Source organism: Citrobacter sp. Cb004, assembly GCF_030337065.1.
Classification (GTDB): Bacteria; Pseudomonadota; Gammaproteobacteria; order Enterobacterales; family Enterobacteriaceae; genus Citrobacter; species Citrobacter braakii.
Map to the genome: position 1 here is coordinate 19,795 of NZ_JAOWCH010000057.1, position 20,827 is coordinate 40,621.

Here is a 20,827-nt window from a genome sequence, read left to right on the forward strand (position 1 = left end):
GGAATTACAGAGAGCGGCTCTCCAGTAAATCAGTCAGCACGATGTCATTTTGCAACTGCTGCCAGGCTTGCTCAACGTTCTGAGGAATATCAACATGGGCGATAAAATCGCGGCCGCACGGCCCATAACCGGTGGCATCATCACGCAGGCGAGGAAGCTCACCGGTTATGAGAGACAGATAGCGATCCACTGACCACAAACCTTCTGCTGCTGGCACAAAATCCACGCCGTCTTGCTGTTGGGCCAGCTCAGGGATGAATCCAGGGAAACTCAACCAGCGCGGCGCATGCGGCTCATCGCGGGTTACGCGCTGAAAGGTTGCCATCGTGCGACGTTGCATAGTGGGATCCTGTACCACAATGACGGTATGAATACTTTCCGTCGCCTGATTCAATAATGCACAGCTAAAACGGGCATTCTCACCGCAGTTTGTTGACTGGTCTTCCACCCAAATCTTCTCCCCCGGGATTTGCCAGAACTGATGTGCGATATTGGCAAGGATCGCCGCTTCCGCGCGCCCGGTGGTACGAATGATGTTGTAACGAGGATGCTCTGCAATCGCGTCATACAGAAATCGTGTGGAGTGACCGATGCCACCGCTAATCAACAAGGGAACCTGTTGCTCTTTCGCGATCCGGCAGGCGGCGTCGATGGTCGGAATAACCGCGTTCCCTGCCAGAATCACGCAATCTGACTGAACGGTGATATTCCCCGTAAAATCATTCTGCGCCAACCATCGCCCTACGGTATTGATCGCCGCAAGCGTGGTTGCGGAAAGTGTCGGAAACTGGCTCATACTCATGACTCCTGATCTTAATACTTTATCGGGTTGCATACCGGGCGGTGACGTCACCTTACCCGGTATGCTGTCTGGTACCGATTTATCCCGAAATCTGCTCCATCGCCTGCAAAATACGTTTATCGGAAATCGGATACGGCGTACCAAGCTGCTGGGCAAAATAGCTGACGCGCAGCTCTTCTATCATCCAGCGGATCTCTTTGACATCGTCATCTTCACGGCGCGCGGGAGGCAGTTTATTGAACCACTGCTGCCAGGCCTGCTGCACGCTATCCACTTTCAGCATCTGCGCACGGTCACGATGCGGATCGATAGCCAGTTTTTCCAGACGCTTTTCGATAGCCTGCAAATAACGCAGCGTATCGCCCAGACGCTTGAAACCATTGCCGGTAACAAATCCACGGTACACCAGCCCGCCCATCTGCGATTTGATATCCGCAAGCCCCAGCGCCATGGTCATATCCACGCGCCCTTTCAGACGTTTGTTGATATTAAACACCGCGGTCAGGATCTGTTCGACCTGCTTAGCAATATCAACCACCGTATCGTTCAGTTCAGCCCGCACTTTTTCATGCAGCGCCGCAAAGCCTTCTTCGGTCCACACCGGACCACCGTTGGCGTCGATCAGTTGATCCACACCACAGGATATACAGTCGTCAATCAAATCCAGCACTTTACCGTACGGGTTAAAATACAGCCCCAGCTTGGCTTTGTTGGGCAGTTTCTCATGCAAATATTTGATTGGTGAAGGAATATTAAGCAACAACAGGCGGCGTAAACCGCACCACATCGCCTGCTGTTGCTCCAGCGGGTTATCAAACAGTTTGATGGCAACGCTGTCACGCTCATCCACCAGCGCTGGCCAGGCTTTTACCTTATAGTTACCGCGTTTTTGCTCGTAACTCTCCGGAAGCTGACCGAAGCTCCAGATGTGCAACCCGCTCTGTTCGATACCGTCATCCGCCACCGCAGACAATGTTTCCTGAACTTTACCCTTCAGTGCGTCTTTCAGATCCTGCAGCGAACGTCCTTCCTGCAGCTTTTTATTCTTATCATCCACTACCCGGAAGGTGATTTTTAGGTGATCGGGCACCTGATCCCAATGCCAGTCTTCACGGTCAACGGTCACGCCGGTCATGCGGCGCAGTTCACGCTCCAGCGAGTCCAGCAGCGGCAGTTCCAGCGGCGTGACGCGGCCTAAAAACGCTTCCGCATAGTTTGGCGCGGGCACAAAGTTGCGTCGTACCGGTTTCGGCAGAGACTTAATCAGGGCGATAACCAGTTCACGGCGCAGCCCCGGAATTTGCCATTCAAAACCGCTCTCTTCGATCTGATTGAGCAGCGGGAGCGGAATATGTACGGTCACACCGTCCGCATCGGCTCCGGGTTCGAACTGGTAACTTAACCGTAGTTTGAGATTGCCCTGATGCCAGAAGTTCGGGTAATCCAGCTTACTGATTTTTTCCGCACCCTCTTTGATGAGCATGCTCTTTTCAAAGTTGAGCAGATCCGGCGTTTCACGGCTGATCTTTTTCCACCAACTGTCAAAGTGACGCGCGGAGACTACATCATGGCTGATGCGTTGGTCGTAAAACTCAAATAGCGTCTCATCATCAACCAGAATGTCGCGACGGCGCGATTTGTGCTCTAACTCTTCCACCTCAGCGCGTAACTTCAAATTGTCACGGAAAAATGCATGGCGCGTTTGCCAGTCGCCTTCCACCAGCGCATGGCGGATGAACAGTTCACGCGACAACGCGGGATCGATCTGGCTGTAGTTCACCTTACGGGCTGCAACAATCGGTAAACCGTAGACGGTAACCTTTTCTGTTGCCATCACCGCGCCCTGCGCACGTTCCCAGTGCGGTTCACTGTATGAACGTTTGATCAGATGCTGGGCAACCGGTTCGACCCATTCAGGATCGATGCGTGCAGCAATACGTCCCCACAGGCGGCTGGTTTCCACCAGCTCCGCTACCATCGTCCACTTCGGCGGTTTTTTAAATAGACCAGAGCCTGGGAAGATCGAGAAGCGAGCGTTACGCGCCCCGGTAAATTCCTGTTTATCGGCATCTTTCATCCCGATATGTGATAGTAAACCGGTCAGCAACGCGACGTGGATCTCTCTGTATTCAGCGGGTTCGCTGTTAACAGGAATCCCTAACTCTTTCACCACCTGACGCAGTTGCGTGTAGATATCCTGCCATTCACGCACGCGCAGGTAGTTCAGAAAATCAAGTTTGCACTGACGACGGAACTGGTTTGACGACAGCGCTTTCTGCTGCTCGCCGAGATAGTTCCACAGATTCACAAATGCGAGGAAATCAGACTCTTTGTCGTGGAAACGGCGATGTTTCTCGTCGGAAGCCTGCTGCTTGTCCATCGGGCGCTCGCGCGGATCCTGAATAGACAGCGCCGAGGTGATAATCATCGCCTCACGTACGCAGCCATGTTTTTGCGCTTCCAGCACCATGCGCGCCAGGCGTGGATCCACCGGCAGTTGCGAGAGCTGACGACCCAATGGCGTCAGTTTGTAAGCGGTTGCCTGTTCGTCGGTGGTTATCGCCCCCAGTTCTTCGAGCAGGCGTACACCGTCCTGAATGTTACGTTTATCCGGCGCTTCAACAAACGGAAACGCCGCGATATCGCCCAGCCCCAAGGCGGTCATCTGCAAAATAACGGACGCCAGGTTGGTACGCAGGATCTCCGGGTCGGTAAACTCCGGGCGCGACAGGAAATCGTCTTCGGAATACAGACGAATACAGATCCCCTCCGAAACACGACCGCAACGGCCTTTACGCTGGTTGGCAGAGGCCTGCGACACCGGTTCAATCGGCAAGCGCTGAACTTTGGTGCGGTAACTGTAACGGCTGATACGCGCAGTACCCGGATCAATCACATACTTGATCCCCGGAACGGTCAGCGAGGTTTCCGCCACGTTGGTCGCCAGCACGATACGGCGACCGCTGTGCGACTGGAACACACGGTTCTGCTCGCTGTTGGAAAGACGCGCATAAAGCGGTAGCACTTCGGTATGGCGCAAATCCAGCTTATTCAGCGCATCGGCGGTATCGCGGATTTCACGCTCGCCGCTCATGAAGATCAAAATGTCGCCCTGACTTTCACGGCCTAACTCATCTACGGCATCAAAAATTGCCTGCAATTGGTCACGCTCGGTGTCATCTGCGTCTTCAACAATTGGACGATAGCGAACTTCCACCGGATACGTTCGACCAGAGACTTCGATAATCGGTGCATTATTGAAATGCTTTGAAAAACGCTCCGGATCGATGGTCGCCGAAGTGATGATAATTTTTAGATCCGGACGGCGCGGCAGAAGCTCTTTCAGATAGCCGAGCAGAAAATCGATATTCAGGCTGCGCTCATGCGCTTCATCGATGATGATGGTGTCGTACTGCATCAGCAGCCGATCCTGCTGGATTTCCGCCAGCAGGATACCGTCCGTCATCAGCTTAACCATGGTGTTGTCGCTGACATGATCGCTAAAACGGACTTTATAACCGATACAACCGCCCGGCTCGGTTTGCAGCTCTTCTGCAATACGGTTCGCCACGGTACGCGCCGCCAGACGACGCGGCTGGGTATGGCCGATCAGCCCTTTTACCCCGCGCCCGAGCTCCATACAGATTTTGGGTAACTGAGTGGTTTTCCCTGACCCCGTTTCCCCGGCGACAATCACCACCTGGTTATCGCGGATCGCTTCCAGAATATCCTGTTTTTTCTGACTGACGGGCAGGTTTTCCGGGTAGCTGATGACCGGACGCGCAGCTTCACGCAGCACAACTTTACCTGCAGCGTGATCAATCTCTTTTGCCATCTCCTGGTAAATGGCCTGTTGTGCATCAGGATTTTTAACCTTCTTCACGCCCTGCAGGCGGCGGGCAAAACGCTGTCTGTCACGCAGCATCAGTGAATCCAGCTGTTGCTGCAACATGTTGAAGGTTAATTTTTGTTGTTCTGTCATAGCGTTAAAAGGCAGTGCTCTGCCGGGTTAAATCTCTTTTAGATGATAGGTATAGAGTACCACATCAGCGCTTTTCATGTGTTGTTCAATAATTTCGAACATAGGATTCGATATATTGCGCTATCACTGCGACAGGATTGTGAATAAAGTGTCAACAAGCAACGGGGCACTCCCCCTTCAAACACATAAAAGGAAACACCCATGAGCAAGGTATTAGTTCTTAAATCCAGTATTCTGGCAGGGTACTCTCAGTCTGGTCAGTTGTCTGATTATTTTGTTGAACAGTGGCGTGAAAAGCACTCCGCTGATGAAATCACCGTCCGTGACCTGGCTGCAAATCCTGTTCCGGTACTGGATGGCGAACTGGTGGGTGCGCTGCGCCCGAGCGATGCACCGCTGACACCGCGTCAGCAGGAAGCGCTGGCGTTGTCCGATGAGCTGATTGCTGAGCTGAAAGCGCATGATGTGATTGTTATCGCTGCGCCGATGTATAACTTCAACATCCCAACCCAGCTGAAAAACTATTTCGATCTGATTGCCCGTGCAGGTGTGACTTTCCGTTATACCGAGAAAGGTCCAGAAGGTCTGGTGACGGGTAAACGCGCAGTCGTGTTGACCAGCCGTGGTGGTATCCATAAAGATACGCCGACTGACCTGATCACGCCGTATCTGAACGTATTCCTGGGCTTTATCGGCATCACCGACGTGAACGTCGTCTTTGCTGAAGGCATTGCGTACGGCCCGGAAGTGGCGTCCAAAGCGCAGTCCGATGCGAAAGCCGCTATCGACAGCGTCGTCGCTGCCTGATAATTCACCCTCTCACCATCCGGTGGGAGGGTTTCTCCAGCATTTACTTCTTTACCTGCACCTGTTTGCCGTGAATGCGGTTAATATCGCGCCAGATGGTTGCATAATCTCTGCACTTCGCCAGATTCTCTTCCCAGCAATGCAGCAAAAATTGTTCTGGCTCGGCAACATCCCGGCTTAACAGCTTGAATATCCAACGATTCCAGACATACCACTTGAAAAGCCACATGATTTCACTCCGCAACGCGACCGGTGTTGAACTATATCAGCCTCAGTTTGATGCCGTGTGGCAACTATTGCGATGTCGATGAATAAGTCAGCGTCGTGCCTCTCCGGTTGTGTGCAGAGAAGATTTATTATTTTCTCAACCACTTACCATTGATGCCCTGGACGTACTCCCCTGGTTTAGCCCGAGCGACCAGCTTTTGTCCGGCCATTTTCGCCACTTCATCTGGAGGAATGTTATTGCTCTCAGCCAGTTGCTGATAGCTGGCGCTGCGTGCTTTATTAATCTCACTCACCAGCGCCTGCGTTTCGGCGTCGGTTTGCAATGCCACCAGATAACCATTAAGCGTTTCGCCCACCCGCCCCTGGGATCTGGCTTCATTCAAGGTCAATGCCCACACATTGCCACTGAATAAACTCAATGCCACCAGGATCACTGCAAGCTGTTTTTTCATCGTGACCTCAGAACAAATCGCTGCGCGATTTTAATAAGCTCTCAACGTCTTTATCGACTTTGATATGGATCTCATGCTCGATTTTGACGTTCATATTAATAGTGATCGGCTCTTTAGGCGCAGCCACTTCGATTCTGGGTGTGCAGCCGATCAGCAGAGATGAAGCCAGCAGACCCAGCATGGCAGCTATCGTTTTCATTGTTGTTCCTCACATTCCTTGCCTTCCGGGCAATGGGATTCCGGCAGCGCTGCATTTTGTTCAAGCCATGCCTGTAAATTGTCGCCAAAACGCAAACTACGCCATAGCGTAAAGACGTTTTCCTCATGGGTGTAATTCAAATTAACCGTCCCCACTTTGCCATCCACCCGGCTATTGCCAGTTACGGTTGCCTGCATGGTTAAGACACCGAGATTATCCAAATTTATTTTCGTCCAGGAATGGCTTATTTCCATATAACGCAGCCAGTTAATGGCCGCACCGGCTGCCATATTATCTTTGACGACGGCATCCGCCGTGTCTTTATCAATACGCAGCGTCATAGGCCCCGGGTTGGTCAGCCAGCCGTCTTTAATGATCCACTTTTCGTTATCCAGCCATAACGGCAACGCACCGCTGACCGGGCCAGACATGGCGAATTGTTTGGGATTAACCGCGCTGATAAGCTCGCTGGAAGAGATATTCTGCACCCGTAATAATGCCGGATCGTGCTGCGGCATCCGCAGTTGTTGCATGATGACTTTGCCCCCCAGCAGTTCGGCGCTGACATCGCTTAACAGTAACGGATTGTCTTCACTCCAGGGATACGCCCCCTGTAGATCGGCGGCGATATTTTTCACCGTCACCTGATTCACCACTTCCGCAACACGCAGTGAAATAGGTCCACGCGTACCCAGTTGCCATGCGCCTTCACTAAACCGGAAAGGCAACACAAAATCGACGCCATTAATTTGGTTATCGGGCATCCAGGCGCTACCGCCTTTTAATACCCCATGGCCGCCCGCTTCAAAGCCCTGTTCCGGGGCAGCCGAAAACGCAACCTGCGCATACAGTTCACCTTCACGTAGCTTCATTTTCCAGTCTGGTGGGATGAGCGGTTGGAATACGGTGAGCGATTGTTTTGGCCACCAGGCCTGTCCGCGCAGACGGATCCCGTCCCAACGGCCATTTACCTGTACTGGACCTATCGCGCCCGCGTGAAGCTGGCCTTTAAACTGGAAAATCGTCGGGTCGGTGCCTTCCACGCTGAACTTCAGGGTTGACGGCGGTAACACGCTCCCCCCGGTAAAGGTGGTGTTCCCTGCGTCCAGCGACAGCGCGCCGCTAAACGTCGGCTTGTTGGCATCCCGTACCCAGACGATCGGCTCGTCCATCACCAGGCGTGGGGTTTCCACCTTCATGGTGCCGTATTGCAGGTGGTCAAATCCGGTGGAGAGATCAAAAAGCTTCAGGGTGTTGTCATGCCATTCGCCCTTACCCGCCACGTCCCAACGCGCATGCATTGGCGTAAAGCTGCCTTTGCCCCAGTACCGCCACTGCCAGCGGCCCGCGTCAGGGAGAAAATCATTTGCCAGACCATCCAGATGCAATTCAAAACCGCCCATCTGGTTTTCATGCGCGCGCAATATAGCCTGCAGACGGCCATCTACGCCGCGCTGCGTTACTTTTACGCCCGCCAGCGGCCAGCGAATTTCGTCAATATCCAGCGAGTCAATCACCCGTCCACGCGAACGCAGCAGCGCTCCTGGCTCGAAAGCCAGCTGCGGGTCGTTCAGGCTTCCGGTGAGTCTGGCGGGTAATTTGGCGTAGAAGATCAGGTCACCCTGTTTCGCCTCGCCTATCAACTGTAACGGCATATCGCTACTATCCACACCCAGCTTACCCGGCCCCAGCGTTAATACGGCGTTTCCTTTACCTGCATCGCCTTGGGTCAGTATGTTCAGACGCCCGCTCACCACCGCATTTTCCAGCCCGGCCTGCCAGTTTTCAACTTTCATGCCCAACCGCCCGCTGAGCGGGAATCCCTGATAAGGCCAGTTCCAGCGACCGTCGCTGATGGTTAATTGCTGGCGGGTTATTTCCCACGGAAGATCGAGCAACGGATCGGCATTATCCCGCGCCATGACGATCAGTTGTCCGCTGTTTTCTTGCCACTCCAGTTCTGCGTCCACCAGTGAGGGCTCCTGCGGCAAGCTCAGAGTAGCAACCGCATGACCGCTCACCGGTAGTCCATCAGGAACCAGCGGCATGGTAAATTCACCGACCAGTTTTACCGGCGGTTGCCCTTCAAACGCGGCTATATCCAGCTCATTTACCGTGAGATTTTGCCCGTGCAGACGCCCCTGGAATTTCACTTTTTCACCCTGGTAGCGCAGTTGCTGGGTCGATGGCGTTAGCGAAAGAGACAGTTTTCCCTGCCACTCCTGCCAGGGGGAGAGAATAACTTTGTCGATGTTAATCCAGGTATTGGGCAGCATCGATTGCCATTCAGCCAGCGTTTTGGGCGCTGCCGGAGACGCTTCTGTCTGCGGTAATTTAGCCAGGCAAGCGGAATCCAGCTCAATTGTCCCGACATTAAGCAACCAGCGGCTGGGATGGGAAAGATCGGCCTGAGTAATGCGCGCTAGCGGGCAATCATCGACCAGATAGCGGAGTTCCGGGATATGCAGCCCATGCCGTGTCAGCCGTGGGCTCTCATCTAGCGCGATGCGCGTGCCAACAGGTAACCAGACGCCCACCAGCGTAGGAACCCACAGGCCAAGCGTCATCACCAACGTCAGCGGCACGAGAATCAATAATAAGAGAAGTGCCAGAGCGGCTTTATATTTACCCTTCATGGGTAGTTAATATCCTGATTTAGCGAAAATTTAAGCCGGTTTAGGCCAGTATTGTGGCATGTTTAACAGGATATGCCCACATTAAGAATAAATTCCCATGAAGTATATGCACTATTTATCAATCAACGAGAATTAATAAAATAATAGTTAATTCAATTAGATAACGCATGATTTTATATGGCACGCTGTTACACGTGCCGTCGGGAATATAAAGAACTCAGACTCAATGAGGCCTCAGTTCTCCATCGCTATGTTTAGGTCCTAAACGACCAGCTTCTATCAGAATTTCCTCAATGAGCTCTTCGAGGCACTCCCTACCATGATGATCGCAGACCAGATGTACCTGCCGGGAAATCTCCTCAGGTTTCATACCATCACATAATGCCGCCTTAAGCATTAAGGTGGCCCATCGCTTTGCTTCAGAGTGAGTTAACATGACCCCTCCCGATATTTGCTACCTGTATAAGCGTAGCTGTCTGGATGTGATTCGGCTGGCTTTTTACCTGCATCGATTACGGGTATTGAGTTGGACGGAAAAATATCCAGTTGTTGAAATTGAGTAACCTGCCCACACTAACAACAGATGCGCTGAAATTATTCATTACGCCTATGACTATCAATAACTTTTTAGATTTTGTAAAATAATTTGAATTGGATTAATGTGACGTCAAAATCACTGGAGAAAGTCTTATGAAACTCGCCATCTATAGTACAAAACAGTACGACAAGAAGTATCTGCAGCAGGTTAACGAGGCTTTTGGTTTTGAACTTGAATTCTTTGACTTTCTGCTGACGGAGAAAACAGCCAAAACAGCCCATGGCTGTGAAGCCGTCTGTATCTTCGTCAACGACGATGGCAGCCGCCCGGTTCTGGAAGAGCTGAAAAAGCATGGCGTGAAATATATTGCGCTGCGTTGCGCCGGCTTCAATAACGTCGATCTCGACGCGGCAAAAGAGCTCGGCCTGCAGGTCGTCCGTGTGCCAGCCTATTCACCCGAAGCCGTCGCTGAACATGCGATTGGCATGATGATGACGTTGAATCGCCGTATTCACCGCGCCTATCAGCGTACTCGTGATGCCAACTTCTCTCTTGAGGGGCTGACCGGCTTTACCATGTATGGCAAAACGGCTGGGGTGATCGGTACCGGTAAGATTGGGATTGCGGCACTGCGGATCCTGAAAGGTTTTGGGATGCGCCTGCTGGCGTTTGATCCCTACCCAAGCGCTGCCGCACTGGAGTTAGGCGTTGAATATGTCGATCTTAAAACGCTGTTCGCGGAGTCCGATGTCATCTCCCTGCACTGTCCGTTAACGCCGGAGAATTATCACCTGCTCAATCACGAAGCCTTTGAGCAAATGAAAAATGGCGTGATGGTTATTAACACCAGCCGCGGGGCATTGATCGATTCACAAGCCGCTATCGATGCGCTGAAAAACCAGAAAATTGGTTCTCTGGGTATGGACGTGTATGAAAACGAACGCGACCTGTTCTTTGAAGATAAATCCAATGACGTGATTCAGGATGATGTGTTCCGCCGCCTGTCGGCCTGTCATAACGTGCTGTTCACCGGTCACCAGGCGTTCCTGACGGCCGAAGCATTGACCAGCATTTCTGAGACCACGCTGCAGAATCTGGCACAGATCTCCAAAGGCGAAACCTGTCCAAACGCCCTCTTCTAATCCCTGTGCTCCCCTGGATTCAGGGGGGCATTTTCAGATAATCACCGATGCTAAAATCTTCAGTATCATTATTATATTGAATGTATTCCCGTCACAAACGTAGAGAAATTGAATGAAAAAAGTTGTCACGTTGATTGCGCTCAGCATGCTGATGGCTGGCTGTGTGAGCAATGGAAAAGTTTCCGTCAATCGCGAACAGTTGCAGCATCACCGCTTCGTTTTGCAGAGCGTGAATGGTAAAGCCGTCACCGTCGCTAATAACCCACCCGAATTGAGTTTTGGCGAAAACATGACGGTATCGGGAAAGATGTGTAATCAATTCCACGGTCAGGGCAAACTGTCCGACGGCGAGTTGAAGGTTAAAGATATGGCGATGACCCGCATGATGTGCGCCGATCCGCAGCTTAACGCGCTCGACGGGATCGTCAGCGACATGTTTAAGCAAGGCGCACAGGTCGATCTGACTGCTGACCAGTTAACACTGGCGACAGCAGAACAAACGCTGACGTATAAACTCGCGGATTTAATGTAGGAAACGCGGTGGCTTAATAGTTGCCACAGCTTCCGGCGGCAAGCGACTGCTCACTACAGCGTTTGCCGTTGGGTAACGCACACATTCCGATAGCTGAACCATCCAGCTGACGGGCAACGGAGAGCGAACCACCAATCATGGCGCAATTAGCTTCTCCAGAACTGGACATTGCGGCCTTCATCCCCGGTGCGACATGCGCGGCGGTTGCCTGCTGAACAGGTTCACTACTACAAGCCGATAATAATAACGCGGCACACCCTACCCAAAACGCTGCACGCATCTTACTCCCCTCTGAATATTAACCAAACGACACAGCCATAAATAATAGGCAGCGGAAACACCGCCGTCGAGAGGCAATATGCGCATTTATGCGCACTGTTTACATTTTCTGGCAATTTTTTGGCTGCTCCTTTGATCAAACCATTCATTCTGTTTATTCGAGGGACACAAAAGCGAAAATCTGTCTTTAGCGCTTTTGCTAAACTAAAAGGATAACTACAGGATTCGCCGCTGTTACGCGTGTCCCTTTTTTTGCGCAATGTAAGGGTGTCAGTATGATCACAATTGACGGTAATGGTGCGGTTGCTTCGGTCGCATTTCGTACCAGCGAGGTTATCGCCATCTACCCGATTACGCCCAGTTCGACGATGGCTGAACAGGCGGATGCCTGGGCCGGGAACGGGCTTAAAAACGTGTGGGGGGATACCCCTCGTGTCGTAGAAATGCAGTCGGAAGGCGGTGCGATAGCGACCGTTCACGGCGCGTTGCAGACCGGTGCGCTCTCTACGTCGTTTACTTCATCGCAGGGCCTGTTGCTGATGATCCCGACGCTGTACAAACTGGCCGGTCAGTTGACTCCGTTTGTGCTGCACGTTGCGGCGCGTACGATTGCCACTCACGCATTATCCATCTTTGGCGATCATTCCGACGTGATGGCGGTGCGCCAGACGGGATGCGCAATGCTGTGCGCCAGCAGCGTTCAGGAAGCACAAGACTTTGCGCTAATTTCGCAAATGGCCACCCTGAAAAGCCGGGTCCCGTTTATTCATTTCTTTGATGGTTTTCGCACATCGCATGAAATTAATAAAATAGTGCCGCTGGCCGATGACACAATCCTCGGGCTGATGCCACAGGCAGAAATTGATGCTCACCGCGCGCGCGCACTCAACCCAGAGCATCCGGTTATTCGCGGTACGTCTGCGAACCCGGACACCTACTTCCAGTCACGCGAAGCAACAAACCCGTGGTACAACGCGGTTTACGATCACGTAGAACAGGCGATGAACGATTTCGCTGCTGCGACGGGCCGTCAGTACCAGCCATTTGAATACTACGGTCATCCGCAGGCAGAACGCGTCATTATTTTGATGGGCTCGGCGATTGGAACCAGTGAAGAAGTCGTCGAAGAGCTGCTGGCACGCGGCGAGAAAGTTGGCGTTCTGAAAGTGCGTCTGTTCCGCCCATTCTCTGCCAAACATTTACTGCGCGCTCTGCCGGAAACGGTACGGAGCATCGCCGTCCTGGATCGCACCAAAGAGCCCGGCGCGCAAGCTGAACCGTTGTATCTGGATGTAATGACCGCGCTGGCGGAAGCCTTTAACTGCGGCGAACGAGAAACGCTACCGCGCGTGATTGGCGGGCGTTATGGACTTTCTTCTAAAGAGTTTGGCCCGGACTGCGTCATGGCGGTCTTTAATGAGCTGAGTAGCGCGAAGCCGAAATCTCGCTTTACGGTCGGTATCTATGATGATGTCACCAACTTGTCGCTACCGTTACCGGAAAACACCCTGCCCGGTACCGCGAAGCTCGAGGCACTGTTTTACGGGCTGGGCAGTGACGGTAGCGTGTCGGCCACCAAAAACAACATCAAGATTATCGGTAACTCTACGCCGTGGTATGCGCAGGGTTATTTCGTCTATGACTCGAAAAAAGCAGGCGGTCTGACGGTTTCTCACCTGCGCGTTAGTGAACAACCTATTCGCTCAGCGTATCTGGTGTCGCAAGCCGATTTTGTTGGTTGTCACCAGTTGCAATTTATCGATAAGTATCAGATGGCTGAGCGCCTGAAACCTGGCGGTATATTCCTGCTTAATACCCCGTACAGTGTGGATGAAGTCTGGACACGTCTGCCGCAGGAAGTTCAGGCTGTTCTGAATCAGAAGAAAGCGCGTTTCTACGTGCTTAATGCGGCCAAAATCGCCCGCGAGTGTGGTCTGGCTGCACGTATTAACACCGTTATGCAGATGGCGTTCTTCCATCTGACGCAAATCTTACCAGGCGACAGCGCTCTGGCTGAATTGCAGGGTGCGATTGCGAAAAGCTATAGCAGTAAAGGTCAGGATCTGGTTGAACGTAACTGGCAGGCGCTGGCCCTGGCGCGTGAATCCGTTGCCGAAGTGGCGCTTCAACCGGTTGACTCACATAGCGCTAATCGCCCACCGGTGGTTTCTGATGCCGCACCTGATTTCGTGAAAACCGTCACCGCGGCAATGCTCGCCGGTCTGGGCGATGCCCTCCCCGTTTCAGCGCTGCCGCCAGACGGCACCTGGCCGATGGGCACCACGCGTTGGGAAAAACGCAATATCGCTGAAGAGATCCCCATCTGGAAAGAAGAGCTGTGTACCCAGTGCAACCACTGCGTAGCCGCCTGCCCGCACTCGGCTATCCGCGCCAAAGTGGTTTCACCAGAAGCGATGGAAAATGCCCCTGCCAGCCTGCATTCTCTGGATGTGAAATCACGCGATATGCGCGGTCAGAAATATGTCCTGCAGGTTGCGCCAGAGGATTGCACCGGGTGTAATCTGTGCGTCGAAGTATGCCCGGCGAAAGATCGCCAAAACCCGGAGATCAAGGCCATCAATATGATGTCGCGCCTTGAGCACGTGGAAGAAGAAAAAGTTAACTATGACTACTTCCTCAATCTGCCGGAAATCGATCGCACTAAACTGGAACGCATTGATATTCGTACCTCGCAGTTGATAACACCGCTGTTTGAGTACTCTGGGGCCTGCTCTGGCTGTGGTGAAACGCCGTATATCAAATTGCTTACGCAGTTGTACGGCGACCGCATGCTGATCGCCAATGCGACCGGCTGTTCATCAATTTATGGCGGTAACCTGCCCTCAACGCCTTATACTACCGACGCCAATGGTCGCGGGCCTGCGTGGGCAAACTCCCTGTTTGAGGATAACGCCGAGTTTGGGCTGGGCTTCCGCCTGACGGTGGATCAGCACCGTGTACGCGTCATGCGTTTAGTGGAACAGTTTGCCGATAACATTCCGGCAGAACTGAATGACGCCCTGCACGCTGAAGCTACGCCAGAGGTGCGCCGTGAGCAAGTTGCAGCACTGCGCCAGCACCTGAAAGATGTCGACGGCGCACAGCAGTTGTTAACCGATGCCGACGCGCTGGTCGAGAAATCTATCTGGCTGATTGGCGGTGATGGCTGGGCTTACGATATTGGTTTTGGGGGACTGGATCACGTCCTGAGCCTGACCGAGAACGTCAATATTCTGGTACTGGATACTCAGTGTTACTCCAATACAGGCGGACAAGCGTCGAAAGCTACGCCGCTCGGGGCCGTCACTAAATTTGGTGAGCATGGCAAGCGCAAAGCTCGCAAAGATCTTGGCGTCAGTATGATGATGTACGGGCACGTGTATGTTGCACAAATCTCTCTGGGCGCGCAGTTGAACCAGACGGTGAAAGCTATCCAGGAAGCGGAGGCCTATCCAGGTCCGTCGCTGATTATCGCGTATAGCCCATGTGAAGAGCATGGTTACGATCTCGCACTAAGCCATGATCAGATGCGTCAGCTCACGGCAACCGGGTTCTGGCCGCTGTACCGCTTTGATCCGCGTCGAGCAGATGAAGGTAAGCTGCCGCTGGCGCTGGACTCTCGGCCACCGTCAGACGCCCTGGCCGAAACATTGCTTAACGAGCAGCGCTTCCGCCGCCTGAATGCCCAACAGCCAGAAGTCGCAGAACAGCTCTGGAAAGACGCCGCAGCCGATCTGCAAAAACGCTACGACTTCCTTGCGCAGTTGGCTGGAAAAGCGGAAAAGAGCGGTACCGAGTAATGCGTTTATCTCAGTATTAACCTGGAACCCAAAAAAAAAAGCCCGAACAGTTGTTCGGGCTTGTCAATTTATTCGCTGGCTAATTAATAATAGCTATCAATACGTCAACGAAAAATAAAACGTGACAATAAAGGCATATAACACGCGCAGAATAGCCCAACACACTTAAATTGTATAATTTTTATTTTATATATTTACCAACAATACATTCACCACAATTATCATCATTTCCGTAGAATTATTTCTTTAAGGTTTTACTTAAGGCGTAACAATTCATATTTATCCCTTTACGGAACTTCTCCTTTAGCATGCTTTTACTCCCTACATGGGTAGTCACAGGTTAATAAAAAAACTAAAGGATTATTTCAATGAACAGAAAAGTACTGGCTCTCGTAATTCCTGCCCTGCTGGCTGCAGGCGCTGCTCACGCGGCTGAAGTTTATAATAAAGACGGCAACAAATTAGATCTCTATGGCAAAGTAGACGGCCTGCATTATTTCTCTGATGACGCTAACAGTGATGGCGATCAGACTTATATGCGTATGGGCTTCAAAGGCGAAACTCAGGTTAACGATATGATCACCGGTTACGGCCAGTGGGAATATCAGGTTCAGGCTAACGGCACCGAAGGTGATAAAGGCGACTCCTGGACTCGTCTGGCATTCGCAGGTATTAAAGTCGGCGACTACGGCTCATTCGACTACGGCCGTAACTACGGCGTAATGTACGACGTTGAAGGCTGGACCGATATGCTGCCGGAATTCGGTGGCGACTCTTACACCAAAGCAGACAACTTCATGACCGGTCGTGCGAACGGCGTGGCGACCTACCGTAATACCGACTTCTTTGGTCTGGTTGACGGTCTGAACGTGGCGTTGCAGTACCAGGGCGCGAACGAAAATCAGTCACCAGAGCAGGAAGGCACCAATAACGGTGGCGACGATCGTAACATGAAGAACTCTAACGGTGACGGCTTCGGTATCTCCTCGACCTACGATTTGGGTATGGGTGTAAGCTTCGGTGCAGCATACACCTCTTCTGACCGTACTAACGAGCAGGTTAACGATTCTACCGCGGGCGGTGATAAAGCTGACGCGTGGACAGTCGGTCTGAAATACGACGCGAACAACATCTATCTGGCAACCATGTACTCCGAAACCCGCAACATGACCCCTTATGGTGGCTCAAACGGTAGTGATAATACGATTGCCAACAAAACTCAGAACTTTGAAGTGACTGCGCAATACCAGTTCGACTTCGGTCTGCGTCCGGAAGTTTCTTTCCTGATGTCTAAAGGTAAGGATCTGGGTGTAAACGGATCTGATGGCGACCAGGATCTGGTGAAATATGCATCCGTTGGCGCTACTTACTACTTCAACAAAAACTTCTCCACCTATGTTGATTACAAAATCAACCTGCTGGATGAAGATAAAAACTTCTACAGCCAAAACGACATCTCTACTGATGACGTAGTAGCACTGGGTATGGTTTACCAGTTCTAATCCGTCAGCCCGCTGGCAACAGCGGGCTCTCTTTATGTTCTAACAATTCTGTTTTATCCAGATCAAAACATTATATCTGTTGCGCTAAAATACATCTTTGATAGATGATATCTTGCATTAAGACCTGTAGTAGAGGATACCTGCAATGAATCATCATCCTGTAAAATCATCCCGTATTGCATCCGTCGGCTATGACGAATCCTCCCGCACGCTAGAAATTCGCTTTCACCAGTTGTCTACTCTGCAATATCAGCATGTCCCTGCTCGTATTTTTCGTGATTTCCTGAGCGTCGTTTCTAAAGGTCGATTTTACGATGGGGTAATAAAAGGAAAGTTTCCTGAAATAAAAATAAAGTGATGCCAAAATGTGATCTTTGTCATTGTACATAAAGTGCAATTACGCGGTAAGCTTTGGGTGGATACTTAAACAGGAGGTTTTATGAACAGAACGATTCTTGTACCCATCGATATTTCAGACTCAGAATTAACTCAACGTGTTATTGCCCATGTTGAAGCAGAGGCAAAAATTGACGATGCACAGGTTCATTTTTTGACCGTAATTCCGTCACTGCCCTATTATGCTTCCCTGGGATTGGCCTACTCGGCAGAGTTACCGGCCATGGAAGATCTGAAAGCCGAAGCAAAATCTCAACTGGAAGAGATTATCAAGAAGTTCAATATCCCAACGGACAGAGTGCACGTACATGTCACAGAAGGTGCGCCAAAAGATAAGATTCTGGAGATGGCCAAAAAATTACCGGCTGATATGGTCATTATTGCCTCACATCGACCTGACATCACCACCTACCTGCTGGGGTCTAACGCCGCAGCCGTGGTACGTCATGCGGAGTGTTCGGTACTGGTAGTCCGCTAAGCTGTCTGGCCCGCACATCGCTGCGGGCTTTTTGTTTCTACCTCTTATACCCCACGATTCCTGTCCTAAATGTGCTGACATTTTTCCCGCTTATCCGTACCATACACGCCACAGTTTTTATATCAGACTTCTTTTGCCGGACTATCCGGCGTGATGCCTACTCTTCTGATGCCACACTATGAATTGAGCCTCTATTAAATGTCGCAAAATCAAGATATTAGCAAGAAAGAACAATACAACCTGAACATGAAGGATTAAAAAACGTAGCTTATTGATAAGACTATTTTTATCGAATAATCAAAAAGATAAGCGTGTAAATAGACCCGTTTTAGTTCCATGCATTTTTTGAGATCCCGGCCAAATAATGGTGTTGTCGATATTCCTCCGGTGTCATATTGTTCAGTGATTCATGCGCGCGTTCACAGTTATATTCTGACACCATTTCTCCGTGATTTCCCGCACTTCATTCAGCGTTCTGAACAGATGAAAATCGAGTTTTTCTGTACGGTATGTCCGGTTAAAGCGTTCAATGAAAGCGTTCTGCGTCGGCTTACCTGGCTGGATAAACTCCTGTTTTACTGCATGTTTCTCTGCCCATTCGGCCAGTGATTCCGGACCATGATACCTATTGAATCATCCAGTTCGCGATTTGCCGCGATCCTGTCGAGTACACGGACCACGCGCAAAGCTGGCAGATACAGATCGATTTCAATCGACAATGCCTCACGGTTAAAGTCATCAACAACATTGAATGTGCGAAAACGATGGCCACAGACCAGAGCATCATGCATAGAATCGACAGACCAGCTCTGGTTCAGCGCTTCAGGCGTGGCCGGTGGCGAGGGATTACGCACCGGCAAGCGCTGTTTGCCCTTTCGGCGAAAATTCAGCTCCAGCAGACAGTAAATATGTGATTCCACGGGTATCCCTGCCGCCGCAGAACCAGGAAAAGTTTCGGAAAACCGTATCGTGGGTATCGCCCTGCCACTGCCTGCAACGCGACAATAACGGGTTCGTCACGCGTGGTATCTGGACGGTAATGGTAAACCGTTCTGCTCAGGTTCAGACTCCGGCAGGCCTGACGGATACTGAGTCCAAATGTCGTTATCAGATGAGTGACCAGCTCACGCTTAAAGGCTGGTTTTAAAGCTTTTTTTCGATAATGTCTTTCAGCGCCCGGTTCTCGTCCTCAAGATCCTTAATCTTTTTAATATCAGAAGCCTACATACCGCCGTATCTGGACTTTCAGTTGTAGTAGGTGGCTTCAGAGATACCGGTCTCCCGGGAGACATCCTTAACAGTTCGTCCGGCTTCAACCGACTTAATCACGGCGATGATCAGATGCTCAGTAAAACGGGCTTTACGCATAGCGACCTCCTTTGTTGGCAGATTGATTATGCCGGAGTATCTCTAAATGTGAATGGCACGATTATGCGGGAGACTTACAGGCAGACGCGTATTTGAATAAAAACCCCGTCAGCGCGGGGAGTGGATTGCTACTTTGTTTTTCTGCAAATCCCACAGATTGGATTTAACGACCAGACTAGAAAGTTGATGGTTAACTATGGGGTTTACGGAAAGCGGATATGAAAAAGCCCCGGCGAATATGGACTGCACCCCAAAAGTTGGACACCCAACTGACTAAGGTGCAGTTTTTTATGGCAAAGCCAAAATATTCCCTCGAAACCAGATTAGCTGTAGTTAATCATTACCTTGCCGGACTCGATGGCACACATCGTACCGCTGAACGTTTTGGTGTTGAAAGAACATCGGTGCGACGCTGGGTAAGAGCCTGGCAACTTCACGGTATTGATGGTATTACCTGGAAAAATGACCGCCATTCACCGTCGTTCCGTATTGCTGTAGTCCGGACTGTACTCGCTGAAGAACTTTCCATGCGCGAGGCCGCCGCACGGTTTAATATCTCAACCGAAACCGTTGTCCGGCACTGGGTTAATGTTTACCAGGATGCTGGTGAGAAAGGACTTCTGAGGATAAAACAGGGCCGGAGCAAGGACATGAAAAAACCTAAAAAATCATCTCCACTTACCGATGCTGCACTGGAAACGTTATCGCCCGAAGAACTACGGGCTGAACTCCGTTACCTGCGTGCAGAGAATGCCTACCTAAAAAAGCTGAAGGCCTTAGTTCAAAGCGAGAAAAACGGCAAAAAGCCGCAATAATCAGTGAGCTAAGGCTGGAGTATGCGCTCAGTGATCTTCTGCGTGCCGCGGGTATGTCCCGCAGCACGTGGTATCACAATATGAACGCGCTAAAGCGCATGGACAGGCATGCCGGACTGAAAGATAAAATAAGAGAGATTTACCACTATCACAAAGGACGTTATGGCTACCGCAGGATCACGCTCTCGCTGAAAAAACAGGGGCTGCTGGTGAACCATAAAACAGTGCAACGACTGATGGCAGAGCTGTCGCTCCGGTCCCTGATAAGGGTGAAGAAATATCGTTCCTGGAAAGGCGAAACTGGCAGGGCAGCGCCCAATATACTGAACCGGAACTTCGGCGCGTCAAAAGCCAACGAAAAATGGGTGACAGATGTTACTGAGTTCTCGGTACAGGGTAAAAAGCTGTACCTGTCACCGGTTCTTGACCTGTTTAACCGGGAGATTATCTCCTACAGCCTGTCGGAAAGGCCGGTGATGGAGATGGTTAATACGATGCTGCACGATGCGTTCCTGAAGCTCAGCCCGGAAGATAGCACGCTGCTGCACTCGGATCAGGGTTGGCAATATCGAATGGAAGGTTATCAGGCCAGGTTAAAGGCGAAGGGCATGACGCAGAGTATGTCGCGTAAAGGTAACTGTCTGGACAATGCGGTGATGGAGAACTTCTTCGGGACGCTGAAATCGGAATGTTTTTATCTGAGTCAGTTCAGCAGTGTCAGCGAACTAAGGAAAGCGATAGAGAGCTATATCCATTACTACAACAACGAACGAATAAGCCTGAAATTAAAAGGCCTGAGTCCGGTAGAATACCGAACCCAGGCTCTGAAAGCCGCTTAACATGAACTGTCCAACTTTATGGGGTCAGTCCA

At 51.2% G+C, this 20,827-nt stretch carries 15 protein-coding genes and 1 pseudogene; 8 read left to right on the top strand and 8 right to left on the bottom strand.

Annotated features, from left to right (window positions below; translation table 11 throughout):
• Positions 1–4: 4 nt before the first annotated feature.
• Together OGV65_RS12165 and hrpA are read right to left on the bottom strand one after the other, a co-directional pair.
• A complete protein-coding gene (locus tag OGV65_RS12165; RefSeq protein ID WP_279265766.1) occupies positions 5–796 on the bottom strand; it encodes a YdcF family protein in 792 nt (263 codons plus the stop codon).
• An 85-nt stretch (positions 797–881) separates the two neighbouring features.
• Positions 882–4,784 carry an ATP-dependent RNA helicase HrpA gene (gene hrpA / locus OGV65_RS12170; protein WP_047498566.1) on the bottom strand — a complete coding sequence of 1,301 codons (3,903 nt, stop codon included), beginning with the start codon at positions 4,782–4,784 and terminating at the stop codon, positions 882–884.
• Positions 4,785–4,985: 201 nt separating this feature from the next.
• Here hrpA and azoR point away from each other — a divergent pair, with 201 nt between their 5' ends.
• Positions 4,986–5,591, top strand: a complete 606-nt coding sequence (gene azoR / locus OGV65_RS12175) for an FMN-dependent NADH-azoreductase (RefSeq protein ID WP_006684422.1) — start codon at positions 4,986–4,988, stop codon at positions 5,589–5,591.
• 43 nt (positions 5,592–5,634) lie between these two features.
• Here the strand turns inward: azoR and OGV65_RS12180 are convergent, their stop codons facing one another.
• From OGV65_RS12180 to OGV65_RS12195, 4 genes are all read right to left on the bottom strand, one after another.
• Positions 5,635–5,820, bottom strand: a complete 186-nt coding sequence (locus OGV65_RS12180) for a hypothetical protein (RefSeq protein ID WP_016153181.1) — start codon at positions 5,818–5,820, stop codon at positions 5,635–5,637.
• 127 nt (positions 5,821–5,947) lie between these two features.
• The gene (locus OGV65_RS12185; RefSeq protein ID WP_049041608.1) at positions 5,948–6,271 is read right to left on the bottom strand and encodes a YdbL family probable chaperone protein; all 324 of its coding nucleotides are present in this window, start codon (positions 6,269–6,271) and stop codon (positions 5,948–5,950) included.
• 7 nt (positions 6,272–6,278) lie between these two features.
• Positions 6,279–6,470 carry a YnbE family lipoprotein gene (locus OGV65_RS12190; protein ID WP_016156612.1) on the bottom strand — a complete coding sequence of 64 codons (192 nt, stop codon included), beginning with the start codon at positions 6,468–6,470 and terminating at the stop codon, positions 6,279–6,281.
• Positions 6,467–9,106, bottom strand: a complete 2,640-nt coding sequence (locus OGV65_RS12195; RefSeq protein ID WP_200046741.1) for a YdbH family protein — start codon at positions 9,104–9,106, stop codon at positions 6,467–6,469. The genes OGV65_RS12190 and OGV65_RS12195 overlap by 4 nt, the downstream gene beginning before the upstream one ends.
• A gap of 690 nt (positions 9,107–9,796) precedes the next feature.
• Between OGV65_RS12195 and OGV65_RS12200 the strand changes: the two genes are divergently transcribed.
• Positions 9,797–10,786, top strand: a complete 990-nt coding sequence (locus OGV65_RS12200) for a 2-hydroxyacid dehydrogenase (RefSeq protein ID WP_003833196.1) — start codon at positions 9,797–9,799, stop codon at positions 10,784–10,786.
• 112 nt (positions 10,787–10,898) lie between these two features.
• Entirely contained in the window at positions 10,899–11,318 is a 420-nt protein-coding gene (hslJ, locus tag OGV65_RS12205) for a heat shock protein HslJ (protein ID WP_016153186.1), read from the top strand.
• A 13-nt stretch (positions 11,319–11,331) separates the two neighbouring features.
• On the opposite strand, the gene OGV65_RS12210 is transcribed toward hslJ, so the two are convergent.
• Positions 11,332–11,598 (bottom strand): putative hemolysin, encoded by a 267-nt coding sequence (locus tag OGV65_RS12210; protein WP_003020360.1) that lies wholly within the window; start codon positions 11,596–11,598, stop codon positions 11,332–11,334.
• 274 nt (positions 11,599–11,872) lie between these two features.
• Here OGV65_RS12210 and nifJ point away from each other — a divergent pair, with 274 nt between their 5' ends.
• The 4 genes from nifJ (at position 11,873) to uspF (ending at position 17,773) form a co-directional block, all read left to right on the top strand.
• Positions 11,873–15,397 carry a pyruvate:ferredoxin (flavodoxin) oxidoreductase gene (nifJ, locus tag OGV65_RS12215; RefSeq protein ID WP_286455003.1) on the top strand — a complete coding sequence of 1,175 codons (3,525 nt, stop codon included), beginning with the start codon at positions 11,873–11,875 and terminating at the stop codon, positions 15,395–15,397.
• Between the two features lie 368 nt (positions 15,398–15,765).
• Positions 15,766–16,899 carry a porin OmpC gene (gene ompC, locus OGV65_RS12220; RefSeq protein WP_016156616.1) on the top strand — a complete coding sequence of 378 codons (1,134 nt, stop codon included), beginning with the start codon at positions 15,766–15,768 and terminating at the stop codon, positions 16,897–16,899.
• A 145-nt stretch (positions 16,900–17,044) separates the two neighbouring features.
• A complete protein-coding gene (locus OGV65_RS12225) occupies positions 17,045–17,257 on the top strand; it encodes a KTSC domain-containing protein (RefSeq protein ID WP_016153189.1) in 213 nt (70 codons plus the stop codon).
• Between the two features lie 81 nt (positions 17,258–17,338).
• On the top strand, positions 17,339–17,773 hold the full coding sequence (gene uspF, locus OGV65_RS12230) for a universal stress protein UspF (RefSeq protein ID WP_016153190.1): 435 nt from the start codon (positions 17,339–17,341) through the stop codon (positions 17,771–17,773).
• A 328-nt stretch (positions 17,774–18,101) separates the two neighbouring features.
• Here uspF and OGV65_RS12235 read toward each other — a convergent pair.
• A pseudogene (locus tag OGV65_RS12235) lies at positions 18,102–19,141 on the bottom strand (IS3 family transposase).
• A 290-nt stretch (positions 19,142–19,431) separates the two neighbouring features.
• On the opposite strand from OGV65_RS12235, the gene OGV65_RS12240 reads away from it, so the two are divergent.
• A protein-coding gene (locus OGV65_RS12240) for an IS3 family transposase (protein ID WP_155849795.1) occupies positions 19,432–20,795 on the top strand; the annotation gives its coding sequence in 2 pieces (ribosomal slippage) (positions 19,432–19,909 and positions 19,909–20,795; 1,365 coding nt in all).
• Positions 20,796–20,827 lie beyond the last annotated feature (32 nt).